Source organism: Psychromonas sp. (assembly GCF_047632955.1).
Taxonomy (GTDB): domain Bacteria; phylum Pseudomonadota; class Gammaproteobacteria; order Enterobacterales; family Psychromonadaceae; genus Psychromonas.
The window spans coordinates 24,637-40,530 of record NZ_JBLIED010000033.1; the positions used below are offsets into that span (position 1 = coordinate 24,637).

Annotated in this window: 16 protein-coding genes and 2 rRNA genes; 5 read left to right on the forward strand and 13 right to left on the reverse strand. The window is 40.0% G+C overall.

Annotation, left to right across the window (positions count from 1 at the left end; all coding sequences use genetic code 11):
• Window positions 1-144: 144 nt before the first annotated feature.
• From ACJAZP_RS15610 to ACJAZP_RS15655, 10 genes are all read right to left on the reverse strand, one after another.
• Window positions 145-408 (reverse strand): hypothetical protein, encoded by a 264-nt coding sequence (locus ACJAZP_RS15610; RefSeq protein ID WP_415231672.1) that lies wholly within the window; start codon window positions 406-408, stop codon window positions 145-147.
• 682 nt (window positions 409-1,090) lie between these two features.
• Window positions 1,091-1,810 carry a phosphate signaling complex protein PhoU gene (phoU, locus tag ACJAZP_RS15615; RefSeq protein WP_415231673.1) on the reverse strand — a complete coding sequence of 240 codons (720 nt, stop codon included), beginning with the start codon at window positions 1,808-1,810 and terminating at the stop codon, window positions 1,091-1,093.
• Between the two features lie 27 nt (window positions 1,811-1,837).
• Complete coding sequence (gene pstB, locus ACJAZP_RS15620) at window positions 1,838-2,665, reverse strand: phosphate ABC transporter ATP-binding protein PstB (RefSeq protein WP_415231674.1); 828 nt, start codon at window positions 2,663-2,665, stop codon at window positions 1,838-1,840.
• A gap of 40 nt (window positions 2,666-2,705) precedes the next feature.
• A complete protein-coding gene (pstA, locus tag ACJAZP_RS15625) occupies window positions 2,706-4,049 on the reverse strand; it encodes a phosphate ABC transporter permease PstA (RefSeq protein WP_415231675.1) in 1,344 nt (447 codons plus the stop codon).
• Complete coding sequence (pstC, locus tag ACJAZP_RS15630; RefSeq protein WP_415231676.1) at window positions 4,042-5,448, reverse strand: phosphate ABC transporter permease subunit PstC; 1,407 nt, start codon at window positions 5,446-5,448, stop codon at window positions 4,042-4,044. The genes pstA and pstC overlap by 8 nt, the downstream gene beginning before the upstream one ends.
• A gap of 82 nt (window positions 5,449-5,530) precedes the next feature.
• Window positions 5,531-6,583 carry a PstS family phosphate ABC transporter substrate-binding protein gene (locus ACJAZP_RS15635; RefSeq protein ID WP_415231677.1) on the reverse strand — a complete coding sequence of 351 codons (1,053 nt, stop codon included), beginning with the start codon at window positions 6,581-6,583 and terminating at the stop codon, window positions 5,531-5,533.
• Between the two features lie 120 nt (window positions 6,584-6,703).
• On the reverse strand, window positions 6,704-8,503 hold the full coding sequence (locus ACJAZP_RS15640; protein ID WP_415231678.1) for an ATP-binding protein: 1,800 nt from the start codon (window positions 8,501-8,503) through the stop codon (window positions 6,704-6,706).
• Between the two features lie 359 nt (window positions 8,504-8,862).
• A complete protein-coding gene (locus tag ACJAZP_RS15645) occupies window positions 8,863-9,300 on the reverse strand; it encodes a hypothetical protein (protein WP_415231679.1) in 438 nt (145 codons plus the stop codon).
• A 101-nt stretch (window positions 9,301-9,401) separates the two neighbouring features.
• Entirely contained in the window at window positions 9,402-10,238 is an 837-nt protein-coding gene (gene truC / locus ACJAZP_RS15650) for a tRNA pseudouridine(65) synthase TruC (RefSeq protein WP_415231680.1), read from the reverse strand.
• A 92-nt stretch (window positions 10,239-10,330) separates the two neighbouring features.
• Window positions 10,331-10,672, reverse strand: a complete 342-nt coding sequence (locus ACJAZP_RS15655) for a YqcC family protein (RefSeq protein WP_415231681.1) — start codon at window positions 10,670-10,672, stop codon at window positions 10,331-10,333.
• A gap of 220 nt (window positions 10,673-10,892) precedes the next feature.
• Between ACJAZP_RS15655 and ACJAZP_RS15660 the strand changes: the two genes are divergently transcribed.
• Genes ACJAZP_RS15660 through ACJAZP_RS15680 form a run of 5 tightly spaced genes read left to right on the forward strand, consistent with a single transcriptional unit; the run spans window position 10,893 to window position 13,883 of the window.
• Window positions 10,893-11,933 carry a DUF3549 family protein gene (locus ACJAZP_RS15660; protein ID WP_415231682.1) on the forward strand — a complete coding sequence of 347 codons (1,041 nt, stop codon included), beginning with the start codon at window positions 10,893-10,895 and terminating at the stop codon, window positions 11,931-11,933.
• An 11-nt stretch (window positions 11,934-11,944) separates the two neighbouring features.
• Complete coding sequence (locus ACJAZP_RS15665) at window positions 11,945-12,259, forward strand: DUF3301 domain-containing protein (protein ID WP_415231683.1); 315 nt, start codon at window positions 11,945-11,947, stop codon at window positions 12,257-12,259.
• A 14-nt stretch (window positions 12,260-12,273) separates the two neighbouring features.
• Window positions 12,274-12,600 carry a hypothetical protein gene (locus ACJAZP_RS15670; RefSeq protein WP_415231684.1) on the forward strand — a complete coding sequence of 109 codons (327 nt, stop codon included), beginning with the start codon at window positions 12,274-12,276 and terminating at the stop codon, window positions 12,598-12,600.
• A 2-nt stretch (window positions 12,601-12,602) separates the two neighbouring features.
• Window positions 12,603-13,379: a Zn-ribbon-containing protein gene (locus tag ACJAZP_RS15675; protein WP_415231685.1), complete on the forward strand. Its 777-nt coding sequence runs from the start codon at window positions 12,603-12,605 to the stop codon at window positions 13,377-13,379.
• A 9-nt stretch (window positions 13,380-13,388) separates the two neighbouring features.
• The gene (locus ACJAZP_RS15680; protein ID WP_415231686.1) at window positions 13,389-13,883 is read left to right on the forward strand and encodes a CreA family protein; all 495 of its coding nucleotides are present in this window, start codon (window positions 13,389-13,391) and stop codon (window positions 13,881-13,883) included.
• Between the two features lie 124 nt (window positions 13,884-14,007).
• On the opposite strand, the gene ACJAZP_RS15685 is transcribed toward ACJAZP_RS15680, so the two are convergent.
• The 3 genes from ACJAZP_RS15685 to ACJAZP_RS15695 all read right to left on the reverse strand — a co-directional run.
• Window positions 14,008-14,691, reverse strand: a complete 684-nt coding sequence (locus ACJAZP_RS15685; RefSeq protein ID WP_415231687.1) for a DUF2982 domain-containing protein — start codon at window positions 14,689-14,691, stop codon at window positions 14,008-14,010.
• Between the two features lie 782 nt (window positions 14,692-15,473).
• Window positions 15,474-15,589 (reverse strand): 5S ribosomal RNA (gene rrf, locus ACJAZP_RS15690).
• Window positions 15,590-15,788: 199 nt separating this feature from the next.
• Window positions 15,789-15,894, reverse strand: a 23S ribosomal RNA gene (locus ACJAZP_RS15695); the annotation flags it as partial.

A 15,894-nucleotide genomic window follows, 5' to 3' on the forward strand; every position in this document is an offset into this window, starting at 1 on the left:
TAACATGAAAGACAGCATTCAGAAGATATAAACGCGGTTCATCAGCACAGTTATTATTGCTGGCAATAGGGGGTGTTTCTTATACCCTCCCCCCTTTAGCTGGTTCCAAAAAGATTCACGATTTTCTGTTAGGAATGCACTGTATCAGTGTTTAGAAGGTAAGGCTGAGTTAGCAAAAATGACGGTTGTTATGCCAAAAAATATAGACAACATCGCCAGTCCAAGTTTGGCATGATTGAGTATGCCGATAGTAATTAAACAGATCCCGGTTAAGATTAACAATGCACCAATAAAAAAGAAAAGTTGAGGATATCTGCCGATTAAACTGGGGTGTTTATTGGTGTTTTTTAAAGACTTATTTTTATGCCCGTTATTGACCGTTTTACGTTTATGTTTTCCTGTTGACATGACCTTCTCCCAAAATTCTACAATAAAGCATCAGATTGTATACCCAAACATCGTTGCTTAATAACAGATCTTTTTATAACAAAATTTATTTTCTCAAACAGTAAGTTAGATCTCATTGTATATTTATATTTTATTTTTTATTCACTAATAACTATTTAAAAAATGACAACAACTGCGACATTAAAAAGGAAGATAAAAAAGGATATTCAAAGCCCTCAGATAGGACTTATACCAAAAGCATTAAATTTATGATCAGTTGCTTCAAAGGAAAAATTTAAGCTCGCAAAGCCGTCGGTATGATTTTGAATAGTAAATCAGATTACTTTATAAATGCATTTGATATGGTGTTATCGGTAGGGTGCATTCTATGCACCGCGGGCAGCGAAAATCGGTGCATAGAATGCACCCTACGAGCTATGCGTTTGTTGTCATGGTTCGAGCTAGTTGGCGCTCAAGTAAGACAGCCATTAAATTTAGGATCAATTTCAAATAGTAAATCAGATCACTTTATTAATGCGTTTGGTATTAAAAGTATAAAGAACAGGTGTTTTTTTAGCGGATGGTTATTTTAATAAAAGCGCAAGAATCTTCAAAAAGGTTTCTATATGGGTGTTAAAAAGATTTAAGTTTAATAAGCAAAATTCGCTCAGGGTTTAATTAAAAAACCCTGAGCGACAGCCCTCTAAAATTCTTCCAGGGTCTGCTTCATCTGTTCGACACTGATGTGGCGCACATCTTTTCCTTTGACTAAAAGAACCACATACTCGCAAATATTTTTACCATGGTCACCTATTCGCTCCAATGCTCGAGCGCACCAGGTGATACGCAGGGAATTTTTAATTTCGCGGGGATCTTCCATCATTTTAGTGATTAATAGGCGCGATATATTGTCAAATTCTATATTGATCTGCTCATCCTGTTCAATGACTTGCAGCGCTAGCTCAACATCCAGGGACGCATAGGCTTTCATTGCCAAATGCAGATTTGACAGCACCTGTTCGCCTAAATGTTTTAGCTCTTTAAATTGGCGCAGATCTTTTTCTGAATTAATTAATTTTAACGCATTACGTCCTAATTTTACCGCCTCATCACCAATACGTTCGATATCGGTGATGGTTTTAATAACACAAAGTATTAAACGCAAATCACTTGCAGCGGGTTGTCTGGTAGCAATAATGTGAGTGCAGGCTTCATCTATTCTAATTTCAAATTGATTTACTTTTTTATCATTAATAATAACCTGCTGAGCAAGATCTTTATTCGATGTCAGCAGACAATTCAAGCCGTCTTCAACTTGGTTGATCACCAATTCGCCCATTTCAATTAACAAACAACGGATGTCTTCGAGTTCCTGATTGTAGCGCTTAGATATATGCCCGGTAATATTTAAATCTTGTTTCATATGATGCTCCAGCGACTGCTTTTAGGATTAACCAAAACGGCCTGTTATGTAGTTTTCAGTCAGTTTATGTGAAGGGTTAGTAAAAATGTGATCGGTACTACCAACTTCAACTAAACTCCCCATATGAAAATAAGCGGTCGTTTGAGAGATACGGGCAGCCTGCTGCATAGAATGCGTCACAATCGCGATCGTATATTTCTCTTTTAACTCATCGATTAACTCTTCAATAATGGCGGTCGCAATCGGATCAAGGGCCGATGCAGGTTCGTCCATTAATATCACCTCGGGACTCACGGCAATCGTTCTGGCAATACATAAACGCTGCTGCTGACCACCGGATAATCCGGTACCCGATGAGTTTAATCTGTCCTTCACTTCCTTATACAATCCCGCTTTTTGTAGACTATTAATAACTATTTCATCCAGATCATCTTTAGAGGCTGCCAAGCCATGTATTCTCGGGCCGTAGGCGACGTTATCATAAATAGATTTAGGAAAAGGATTGGGCTTTTGAAAGACCATGCCGACCCGCGCACGCAATAACACCGGATCCATTTTTTTGTGATAGATGTCTTCCCCATCAAGCAATAAACTGCCTTTAATACTGCAGATATCAATAGTGTCATTCATGCGATTTAAGCAACGTAAAAAGGTTGATTTACCACAACCGGAAGGCCCGATTAACGCGGTAACCTGATTACGGGCCAGGTCTATACTGACATTTTTTATCGCTTGTTTATCGTTGTAAAACACATCGACGTTACGCATCGACATTTTAGCATCGTCGGCAAAGACATTGCCGACCGTGTGTTCGATATCCATTCCGTCTGTTAATGAGTTGGTTTTTATTGTCATTTTATTCTCGCCTTGTCTGTATATTGGCTGCTAAATGGCATTACTTGCCATTTTTTTCGAATTTACTGCGCACATAGGTTGCGCTGAAATTCATTATTAATAGGAAAGCTAAAAGCACTAAAATAGCGGCGGAGGTCTTAGCTAAAAAGGCCGATTCCGGACTGTCAGCCCATAAATAAATCTGTACCGGCATCACCGTTGCTGCATCGGTAAAATTACCCGGTACATCAACAATAAAGGCGACCATTCCGATCATTAACAGCGGAGCCGTTTCACCCAGCGCCTGTGCAAGCCCGATAATAGTACCGGTTAAAATACCCGGCATGGCCATCGGCAGCACATGCCCTAATGTAACCTGCATATCTGAAGCCCCTAAACCAATAGCGGCTTCACGAATCGAGTTTGGTACCGCTTTTATCGATGCGCGACTGGCAATAATAATAGTCGGCAAGGTCATCAGGCTCAGTACAATACCGCCAACTAAGGACGCCGAACGCGGTAAACCGAAGATATTAATCAGCACTGCTAAACCCAATAAGCCGAAGACAATAGAAGGTACGGCAGCAAGGTTGTTGATATTAACCTCGATAATATCTGTCCAGCGGTTTTTAGGTGCAAACTCTTCCAGATATAATGCGGCGGAAACGCCAATGGGAAAAGAAATCAGCAGTACAATTATCATGGTTAAGATAGTACCGCTAAGCGCCCCTCTTATTCCGGCTAACTCAGGTTCACGGGAATCACTATTGGTAAAGAAAAGTGTATTAAAACGTTTTTCAACCGCGCCCGATTCGAATAATTGCTTTAACCACATGGCCTGTTTACTGTTAATACGGCCGCTGCTTTGACCCGCAGTAAATTCGCCTTTAAAATAGCTATCAACATCATCGTCAGCCAGCAGCCACATTGAGACCGTTTGCCCTAATAAATCAGGATTGGCATTGACCATCTCCTCAATTTTGAACTCGGCGCTGTAACTCAGTAGCTTCACTAAATCACGTTTATCGCCGCGCGCGGTGATCGAGGGGAACATTTGATATAGCGATTTTTTTACGGTTGTTGAATAGTTTGCCTGCTTCAATGCCTGCTCTGATTGATTCGAGGGTTCAATATTCAGCCATTGGCGATTAAATTCAATATCCACTTTTATCCAATGCTGGAAAAAAGCCGGGTAGGCCTTAGTACCGATATCAGCAAACAGGATCACCACCATCATAAAACCAAAACTGATCGCAAGTCTTCCCAATAAACGAAAGCGTTTTTCTTTACGATTACGTTTTTTCAGGCTTTGTTTAATTCTTTCAGTATTACTGTGCATATTACTGTGCATAGTTGCATCATTGATATTTAGCGGCTCTTTGCTTGGTTGCAGCTGATTAGTCATATTGTTCTCGATATTTTCTGACCACTTTTAAGGCAATCACGTTAAGTAATAGTGTTGTCACAAACAGCATTAAACCTAGGGCAAATGCAGCTAATGTTTTAGGGCTGTCAAATTCCTGATCGCCCGTTAATAAGGTCACAATTTGTACCGTTACCGTGGTCACCGCAGCCAGCGGATTAGCGGTTAAATTTGCAGCCATACCCGCCGCCATTACAACGATCATGGTTTCACCAATAGCCCGCGAAACCGCCAGCAGCATGGCACCGATAATGCCCGGCAGAGCTGCGGGTAACAGTACTTTTTTAATAGTCTCAGACTCAGTTGCTCCCATTGCCAGAGAGCCTTCTTTTAACGCTTTGGGTACGGCATTAAGCGCATCGTCGGAAAGCGAAGATACAAAGGGAATAATCATAACGCCCATCACTATTCCTGCGGCTAGCGCACTTTCTGAAGCTACATTTAAGCCCAGTATTTCACCCGTATCACGGATGAACGGTGCAACCGTTAGTGCCGCAAAAAATCCATAAACGACGGTCGGGATCCCTGCCAGTATTTCCAGCATAGGTTTAGCGACGGTGCGTAAAGTGGGACTTGCATATTGAGATAAATAAATCGCAGTCAACAATCCAACCGGCGCTGCAATCATCATCGCAATAAAGGAGATCAGCATAGTACCTGCAAATAAAGGTACGGCGCCAAACGCACCGGATGATCCAACCTGGTCGCTACGCATCGCTATTTGCGGACTCCAGGTGGTGCCGAATAAAAAATCCAAGGATGATACTGATTTGAAAAATTGCAGCGATTCAAACAACACCGACATTAAAATCCCTAAGGTGGTGAAAATGGCCACAATTGAACAGCTTAAAAACAAAAATTTGATGACATTTTCAGATAATGCTCGAGCGGAAAAGCTTAATTTGAAACGACTGACAATTAGCATCACGCTGGCTAAGGCGGTAATTAATATTAGTCCGGCTTTTAAAATACTCGCTTTGTCTTTTAACAGTTGCAGATACAGTGCAGCCTGCTGTTTTACACCGTCATTTGATAGGTCACTGAGATTTGACAGTCCGCTGAGGGCAGAATCTGCCATAATACGAATATCATTAAGGTATAAACTTAAGTCTGCGGTGGATAATGCCTGTACCGACGCATCAAGCGATCTGACCAGCAGTGATTCGAGAATAATGGGTTCAACTATCCCCCATAACAAGAGTAGAAATAACGCGGGTAAACCGCAGCAAAATGCAGTCAGCAAACCAAATTGCTGCGGCAAAGAATGCATATTTTTAATCTGACTGACGCCGCCTGCAACCTTAATCGAGCGTTGCATTCCGTACCAATAACTTCCGAGTGTGAGTAACGTTATTATTAAAATTAAAGCTGTTGAGGTCATACAATGGCCTTTAAAGTGAAAAGGTAGACCATGATTGGGCTACCTTAATTCAAGTATTATCAGGTAATAATGCAGACTGACATTACAGTTGTAGCGTTTTATAGGATTTCACATCCGCAGTGACTTCAGCAAATTTCTCAGTACCCAGCGGTATTAAGCCTTTATCTGTTAAATAGCCCATTTCACCCATTGCTGATTCGCTGGTAAATTCAGCTAAATATTCTGCAATGCCCGGTACTTTATTAACATGGGAGTTTTTGACGTAAAAGAAAAGTGGACGTGAAACAGGGTAACTGCCGTCGGCTATCGCTTCGAATGAAGGAGCAGTACCATCGATAAATGAACCTTGAATTTTATCTGTATTTTGATCAAGGAAACTAAAGCCGAATATACCCATTGCTTTAGGGTTGGCATCTAGCTTTTGAATAATTAAATTGTCATTTTCACCGGCTTCGATATAAGCATGGTCTTCACGGATCGAGTGACAAATAGTTTTGTAAGCACTTTTATCTGTTTTCTCAATCCCTTTAATCCACGGGTACTGCGTACAGCCCCCTTCCATGACTAATTCAACAAAGGCATCTCGCGTACCTGATGTAGGAGGCGGTCCAAGTACTTCAATTTTAGTTGCGGGTAGACTTGGGTTAACATCTTTCCATGTATTATAGGGGTTATCTATTAATGTTTCGCTACCGTCAAGTGCCGGCACTTTATCGGCTAGCGCTAAAAATAAATCTTTACGGCTGAGTTTCATTTGCGGTGCAGAATTAGAGTTGGCAACAACAATACCGTCATAACCAATCAGTACTTCAGTGATTTCTGTTACGCCATTTTTAACGCACATTTCAAATTCACTTTTTTTCATGCGACGTGATGCGTTGGACATATCAGGAGTATCTATACCATTGCCGGCGCAGAATAATTTCATGCCGCCACCAGTACCCGTTGACTCTATTTTAGGGGTGTTAAATTGTGTCTTTTTCCCAAAACGTTCTGCCACTACGGTTGAAAAAGGATAAACCGTTGAAGAACCAACAACGCTGATCACATCTCGACTTGCAGCTGTTGCAACCGTTGATGCGAGTAATGAAGCTGTAAATGTTAATGCGACCGCGTTTAATACTAATTTTTTCATTTTTAATACCCTTAGTTATTACGATAGGGTCATTATCACCGCCTAGTGTTACAGTTTCATTACAGCAAATTAAAATTAGAATTTTAAATTCAGCATACATATAGGGCTAAAAACGCCTTATTAACGCAAAGGCAGCAAAACAGTAAAGGTTGAACCATGCCCTTCGATACTGTTAACCCTGATGCTACCATCATGGTTTTCAACGATATTTTTAACAATCGACAAACCTAATCCGGTGCCGCCTAAATCCCTGGAGCGCGCTTTATCAACACGATAGAAACGTTCAAAAATACGCTTTTGATCCGCCAAACAGATACCTATTCCGGTATCCTTCACTATTATCTGAGCCTGTTCATCTGACATTTGTAAGCTTACATTGACATTACCCAGCGCCGGCGTGTATTTGATAGCATTACTAATAAGATTATCAATGAGTTGATTTATCTCCTGCTGGTCACCATTAATCAATATTTTTTCATTGGGTAACTGACAGGAAAGGGCTATATTTTTCTCCCGGCAAATATTACGCGCATTAGTAAGCGCGGTTTTCACACTGGCAGTTAAATCAACCGCTTCACACACCAGGCCATTTTTATTTGCGTCCAAACGCGAGAGACTCATTAAATCAGTGACCAATGAAGAAAGACGCAGCCCTTGTGATTGGATATCGCCCATAAACCGGGTGCGCATGCTGTCTGGCATCTCTTTATAATCTAATAAGGTTTCTGCCAAGCCGAGGATCACGGTGATCGGCGTCTTCAGCTCGTGCGAGGCATTGGCAACAAAGTCACGCCGTACTCTTTCCAAGTAAGCAAGCTCGGATATATCGTTGAGTACTATTACTGCACCAACCGACTCACCTGAATCATTATTTAGCGCGGCAACATAAATGTCGATAACTTCGGCATTTTTAGTATGGTCATCATGGTATAACTGCGTTTTTACCACACCTTGCTGGGCAATTGCAGCCTGCACTGCCGATGTTATTTCAGGTACCTGAATCTGCTTAGCCAGCGGTTGCCTGATAGAAGCTGTGTTGGACAGATTAAACATTTGTGCTGCGGCCTGATTCATGTGGATAATTTGAAGGTCTTCATTAACATAAATAACTCCTTCCACCATACCTGCAAAAATGATTGCTAAGCGATTGCGTTCCGTTTCAATTTCATTAAGGCGTTGCTCAGCGCTTTGCGCCATCAGATTAAAAGCATCCGCCAATAAACCGATTTCGTCTTTTTGGTGGGTAATAATACGTTTACTATAGTCACCTTGGGAGATGGCCTCTGCCACAGCCGTTATTTTTATTAAAGGAGCTGAAAAACGTTTGGCAAAATAATAACCTAAAATTAATGCCACTAACGCTGAAATAAAGGCACTTAACGCTATGGCGAGGCGTAATTGCATTAATTTTTTATCTATAATGGTCAGCGGTAAAGACACTCGTACAAAACCCTGCACTTTTTGTTCAATAATAATAGGCAGTGCCAGATAAACCATGTTCTTACCTAAGGTTTTGCTAAAGCGCGTGGTCGGGACAATACGCTGTTGATGTGCCGCGATGATTTCCGGACGATTGGCGTGATTATCCATGGTCAGGGGGGATTTTTGAGAGTCGGCCAGCACAGTGCCGCTTTCGTTGATAATGGTTAATCTGCTTTGGGTTTTTTTGCCCAAATCAACGATTGTCTGGTTGAGTTCCGGTAATGATGTTTGTTTCGAGAAGGGACGTAAAGATTTGGATAATTCAGCCAAAAACTGCGCGCGAATAGATAATGAATGATGAATTTCTTGCAAGGTATTTTCAGTGGTCTGCCGGCTAATTAATAAACCCACAATAGTGGTTAAACTTAATATAAGCACTACGTAGCCGACAAATAAACGGCGCAGTAAACTGGGTTTAAACAAAGATGATTTTAACATGTACGACTCATTTTTTTATAACCCCAAGGATCGGCTCAAAAGATATGTTGAACGCATTGATTTATAAGCGCGAGTAACATTCAAATTTTGTCCCGCTAAACAATAAGCGGATACTTTGATAAAAAAGGCATCGTCTGCCGATGCTGATTTTTTATTGCACATAAAAATCCTTATTATAAATCACTGCTCGACTAAATGTTACGGTATGGAATGTTACAGTATGTAATGAATGAAGAACTAATGATCATTTGCTCGCCTCCCTTTTTTGTTTGCAAGAAATGGCGCATAAATTTAACTGCTCAGTATTATTCGAAAAACAGTTCATTTTATTGCCTACTTAGCAGGCGGAGTCATTACCATTAAAATCGATTATTAAACCACTCTTTCCACAATCCAGTGTTAATTTTCAATCTTTTTTGCCAATATATCAAAGCCGGTAACAACACTAACAGGGTGCTTAAAGTATCAACAAAGGAGTGGTAGTTAAGAAACCGCATCAAAGCACAATAAGCAAATAAAGATAATGGAGCCAGCAGCTTTAATATCCTATTGCGCCCTGTTAAGTTAACCACAAAAATCAATGCCACTGCGCTGTGAGTACTGTAATCTAATCCCCAAGCAGGCCAGATATTAAAGTAGTTATCGAGCAACATTAAACTATAAACAAGCACTAATGAAAGCAACAAGACTTTTATTTCACCGCCACGATTACTCTCTTGCTGATATAAATAAAATAACCAGGTAATGATTAAAAGTGGTATATAAAGATCTGCGAGAATAGCCAATAAATTGATCATTTAAGGCTCAAATTGATCAAAAACTAAATACTGGCGATAACGTAACGGCGCTTTAGCTACTTTAAAACGCACATTTTTCGCCCCACTTTGCTGCACCCAGATCACCGCTTAATCTCATCGAATTTCTCATTTACATTCAAATTTAGCGCGCATAACAATGAGTTAAATGTTTGATCTAAAGGGGCATTAATTTCGGTTAATTGCCCACTCTCAGGGTGTTTAAATGATAAAAATGCGGCGTGTAATAATAAACGCCGGTTAGCGAAATTATCACGAAACATGTTGTTATGCTTGCCGTCACCATGGGAAGTATCACCGATAATAGGATGACGAAGATGTGCCATGTGCCGGCGCAGTTGATGTTTTCGTCCCGTTTTGGGTGTCATCTCCATTAAACTGTAACGCGATGAGTCATAGGGACGGACCGCAATCGGCAATGTTGTTTGTGCCAGGCAGCGATATTCGGTAAATGCCTGCTGTGCCGGTTTATCCTGCTGCGCTTTTTTATCGGCAATTTTATCGATGATTTCTTTCAACGGATAATCAAGTTCACCATCACCTAAATGACCACGAACCACCGCCAGATAACGCTTACCTATGCCCTGTCCGGCAAATTGCGGCATCATATTACGCGCACTGTCTTTATCCAGTGCAAATAATAAAACCCCCGAAGTGGGTCTATCTAATCGATGTACCGGAAAAACATATTTGCCGATTTGATTACGTACTTTCTGCAGTGCAAACTCGGTGGCATGGCTGTCTAACCAACTGCGGTGAACCAATAAACCAGAGGGTTTATTAACCGCAACAAAAAAATCATCCTGATAAAGAATTTCTAAATCAGGGCTGCTGACTTCGATCCTTAAATCCTGTTCGTGCAGATCCACTGCAATCGGCTGGTCTTCTGACAAAACACTACTGTTTTCTTTATTACTCATGATTTGTTTGTAAACTCATTGTTTAATTTATAACGAATAAAGCAAATTTTTAATACATTGACCGTAAGGAGTGAACCTCGATGGATTGAGGCTTATGCGCGAAATAGCAAATCAATACGGCCGATAATAGCAGTTATTTCAGTGCTATTGCCCGCCATAGTTTTAAAATATTCCTGCGCCATCGGTAAGAGCAGCATTGTACTTGGTAAGGGTTGTAACAAGCGCACCCGTTGGTTCATCTTATCTAAGAAGATAAATTGTAACCACTGCACAAAGCTTAAGCTGTCAATCGCAAAAGGTTCCCGGCTATCGAGTGCCTGTTGCTCAGGTTTAGTTTCCTGCCATAAGCCTTTATTGCGCAATTCATTTTCTAAGGCCGCCAATAATGGCAAAATAAGGCGGTGTTTTTTTAATTCCAATTCATTTTTTAGCATAATTTCTTCTGACTGAAACGAGTCTATAATGGCAATATAATATAGATTAAGGCAGCATAAATCACTGACTCATTCATTACACAAAAGTTTAACACTTTGTATAATCCGCTTATTTATAAGCGCGCTAGCCGCAAATCAGAAAATCATGTAAATTCCTAACAATATCAAGTTAGTAATTGATATAATCCGAATACTTTAATAAACAGCAGAACAGATGACTATGAACATAAATAACCTTAGCGACTTTTTAGAAAAATCAAATTGCCAATTTTGTGTTTATGATTTGGGACGTAAAGTTTGCAACATATCCAACAGCTTTTTTAAAAATGTTGAACGTAACCAATTACCTTACCCCTACCCTATTCAGCAGCACGCTTTTATTGCAATAACGTTTTGGCAAATTGGCGCACAAAAAGAACACTTCATTTGGTTTTTAAAAATGCCATTAGATGAGCAGGGTTTGTTACAAATTCCCGCACAGATGAGCTTTATTAAAATGGTTATAGAAGCGATGGGTGAAGATTTAACCGCTGATATGAGTGACAAACTACAAGAGCGTATGGCGAGTAATCCATTTTTATTTAAGCCAAACACCGAAAAACTGGCTATTTTTAATGCCATTATGAATGCCCGTTTCATCCGCCCTGCTTCCTCTTTTTACAGCGCAGCACGGGGATATTTTTCAGGTTCAACAAGCTGGAACGAGTGGCAGGAACTTGGCATTCAAGGCATTGCAGATCTCACCGCGCGTTTAAATCATGATAATAATCAGCAGAATTTAATTAACGCTCTTCCTTATTTACCACAACAGCCTTTGCAATCCCTCGCCTTGTGTTTAGAACATCAAGATAAAATAAACCCTGACTTGTGCCAGGCTATTGCCACACAAATAAGAGGCGAACTGCAGGAAAATCGCCAGGAAAATGCGATTTTATTATTACGGGCATTAGCAAGTTCTCCCTCACCTGAAATCACCAAAAAATTGATAGAGGAGCAATTTTCTTCAGACTTAATCCACAATATGCATTGGTATGTTGGCATTGCAGGACGCCTATGGAACGTCCTTGAAGATGAAACCTTACTTAATCGCTTTCTAGAATCATTGGCAAATAATCAAGTAGCACTTTTTCCGCAGCTCTTTGCAGATATTGTTGCGATTCCTTTATTACGCGAAAAAGTACTCAAGCAAATACGTTTACCTGCCCGTTCACCCGCTTTAACAGAAGCAATTGGGCGATTATTTTCAGGTGTTCAAAATTAGGTGGAGTTATAATGCTCGAGCTGCTATTTATCCTGTTTAGTGTTCTTTTTAGCGCTATTATCTGGAAATTACGTAAACAATCAGAATATGCCAGAGATCAAATCACTCAGCATTGTCTGAAATTAGATCTGCAGTTACTGTCGGTTGCTCGTTCGAATTTTAATTTCAAATTGGGTGAAAATTTTTTACAAGCCAGTTTTATTTTTGAATTTAGCAGTGATAATAATAACAACTATCAAGGGCATTTATATATGCGCGGATTACGTCGGCCAAGATTTGAACTACCGGCTTACCGTTCGATAGAATCCCCCCATTCAATCAATTAATTACAGAGTTTTTTATGGATCGTATCATTCTAATTGCACAGCAGATTGCCAAAGAAGGCAAACAACCTAATACCGCATTGATTAAAGCACGCTTACCTAAAGATGTGCCCTTGCCTGTTATTATTCGAGGTCTGAAAATGTGGATGAATGATCCTGATAAAGTGGTAAACATACCAGCAGAAATAGCAGCAGCTGAAAATCTGCAGAGCAATACCACTATTGATACTTTAATCGACACTAAAATTAATCAAGCCATAACACCTTTGCTAAAACAGGTTGAGTTGTTAACTAAACAACTTGTTGATTTACAAAAACAACTTCAAATACAAGAAAAAGAGTAACCGTGTTTATTAAAGAGATAACTTTTGAGTGTTACAAAAACACCCAGTACGCAGCCGTTGAAAAGGCCATTAACAACTACTTTGATATGTTACGCTATAACGGTCAAATTCTCGGACGGGAATTTCCAATCGCCATGTTTGAAGGTTGGTTTGTCTCAACTCTGGTCTGTCCGGAGGAAAATAGCTTAAATGAAATGTTTAATAGCCCGCAAGTGAAGCAGGCATTAGAAAGTTTAACGCAAGCCGGATTACTTTCACCTAAAATTAAAAATATTGCTGAAGATTTAAACTCTTTATGCTGCGCAGAAAAATTCCAGCCCAGTTGGCAGATTTTATACACCACCTTTTTAGACACCTGTTCGCCGCTGCGCTGCGGTGAAAGCCTCGCGCCCATCCCACTCTATCGAACACCTGAAGCAATTAGTAACGGTGATCGTAAAGCGGTTCTAAAATGGCAGGAAGAATGGATTAACTGCGACGAACTGCAAATGAACGGTTCAGCTGTTTCCAGTGCGGCTTTAACAGAGATTGGCGAAGTCGGCAGCAGACTATTTCAGCGCGGCACTAATTTATGCGAGCGCATTGAAGCTATTACTAAAGTGCCCACTTATTATTATCTGTACCGTGTTGCCGGTAATAGCTTAATAGCAGAGCAGGAGCGAAAATGCCCCGGTTGTGGAGGGGATTGGAAACTCCCTACGCCATTATTTGATATTTTTGATTTCAAATGTGAGCAATGCAAAGTATTATCGAATATATCGTGGGATTTCAAAAAGTAAGGGAAAATGATGATTAAAAAAATAAAAATTTTCGGCGCACTCGGTATTATTCTTATTATCGTTTTTTTCGTTTTAAATAGTTGCTCCAAGGATGAAGTCGGTAATGTTTCTCTGGGACTTTTCACCACAAAAGACATTAAAATTGAAAAGCTAAATGATCCGTTAATACCCGGTGTAACCTGTCATATTTCCAACATAGTTGCTGATTTAAGTTTTGCTGATCCTTCTGATTCATCGATCAGCTGTCGTCAAACCGGTGAAATCACTTTGGATATGGTAAAGCATATAGATGACTCCAAAAACGGCGATATAGTTTTCACGAAATCAAAAAGTATTTTGTTTAAATCATTAAAAATCAGACGTATTTTTGATCAATCAACACAAACTCTACTTTATATTTCTTATAGCACCAAAGAAATTGAAGGCAGCTTTAAACACTCAATGTCTACCGTTCCGCTCTGGGGAACAAAAGCTTATTCTGCACCCGTTACAACTGCGGAGTAAGTATCAGCTAAGGTTATTTAATCAATTTTTATTAAAAAGCTTAATTATTATATAATTAAGCTTTTTTTTTAGCTGCGAATAAAATGAAACTCTATTTTTTACAATTCGGTAATATTATGGATATTCATCTGGCCTGGTAACTATTTATGTAATGGTGGCATTCTTTCAATAAGTTTAAAAACTCAATTAACCCGCGATCAAAACTACTTTCCGGTAGAAAGAGATGATAACCATAAGCTTTATGCAACTGTTCTGCCCGATATAACCATGCTGCGACAGGGCCTTTGTAGGTAATTCCGTTTAGTTGAAAGGGCTCAAAGTTAATCAGACCCTCCGGCAGATCAATTTCGCGGTTGTTTACCGCTAACAATAATAATTCCAGCTGCTCGTGGAGTAATTTATTAGCCAGCCTTGGTGAAATAGTTTGTGCTATGTTTGTCAAACTATTTAAGCTGATCCCCAAGTAAGGTACCTGCACATGCTCTCCCCCTATATCCGCGTGGATATTGCCAATGCGCTGAATATCTTGCCAGGGTAAATACCAATGACCGTTACGATGAAGAAAACAGATAGTCTTCGGTGTTATGCGATAACTTATTGGCGGCTCTAAAAATTTAAGCAAACCAACAAATAACACCATAAAAGCAGCTGACATAATAAAGATCAACTGGATTCGATAGTCATCCCAAAATAACAGATTTAACAACAGGCAGACGCTCAACAATAAACAGCCTAAATACAGTAGAAACAGACAATTACGTTTTGAATTGGGTTTAACCTGAATGACTCTTTGCGCTGTTTTTTGCAATATCCGTCTCCTTAAAGAATTTTAAAAAGATTAATACAATGATAATAGCAAATGATCAAAGATTTGATCTTGTAGTTCATCGGAAAAAGGAATTGAAGATGAAAAGTTTTGTTTAAAAACACTAAATATCGCTGCAGGACAGTGACCTAATGTTCGAGATGTGGGCGATGGAACAGGACTCGCGGATCTCGTCCGCTCACAAAGCCGTCGGTATAATTTTGAATAGTAAATCTTATTACTTTATTAATGCATTTGATATGGTGTTATCGGTAGGGTGCATTCTATGTACCGCGGGCAGCGAAAATCGGTGCATAGAATGCCCCCTACGAGCGATGCGTTTGTTGTCATGGTTGGTGCTAGTTGGCGCTCAAGTAAGACAGCCATTAAATTTAGGATCAATTTTAAATAGCAAATCAGATCACTTTATTAATGCGTTTGGTATGAAACCCTTATGCTAGCAGCATAAGGAAGTTCACTGTAATAGTGAAAACTTTGTTTGACGTTGATGGTACCACTGTCATAAATACTAAAAAGCAAAAAGGCCCCACCGGAACTAACCAGTGGGGCCTTTTTAAATAGGAGTCTAGCAATGGTCAGGATTCGCAGAGCTCATCCGCTCATGATACTTTGCTGTCGCAAAATTCGCCCTACTATCACATGATATGAAACCAACTTCGTTGGTACTCTTAACCTTTCCCCATCTAAGAGTCATCACCACAAGCGCTTAAACGAAAAAATCCCCACCCTTCTTTCGAAGGATGGGGATTTATCGTTTATTAGGCGCTTGGCGATGACCTACTCTCACATGGGGAGACCCCACACTACCATCGGCGCAATTGCGTTTCACTGCTGAGTTCGGAATGGGATCAGGTGGTACCACAATGCTATGGTCGCCAAGCATAAAAAGTTAATTAGAAAAGCTGGTTTTATTGTTTTTTTATCAAGCAATCGTAAATCTTTGTAAAATATGTTTCGCAAGCATATCTTTATTTGTCTTGGTTACACACTAACCCACTTTGAGTTTTCAAGGAGAAGATTAATAATCTTCTCTGACACTCTAAGCTTATTTGGTCAGTCCAACACGCTTTAGGTGTTGTATGGTTAAGCCTCACGGGTAATTAGTACAAGTTAGCTCAATACATTACTGCACTTACACACCTTGCCTATCAACGTTGTAGTCTCCAACGGCCCTTTAGGGAGCTT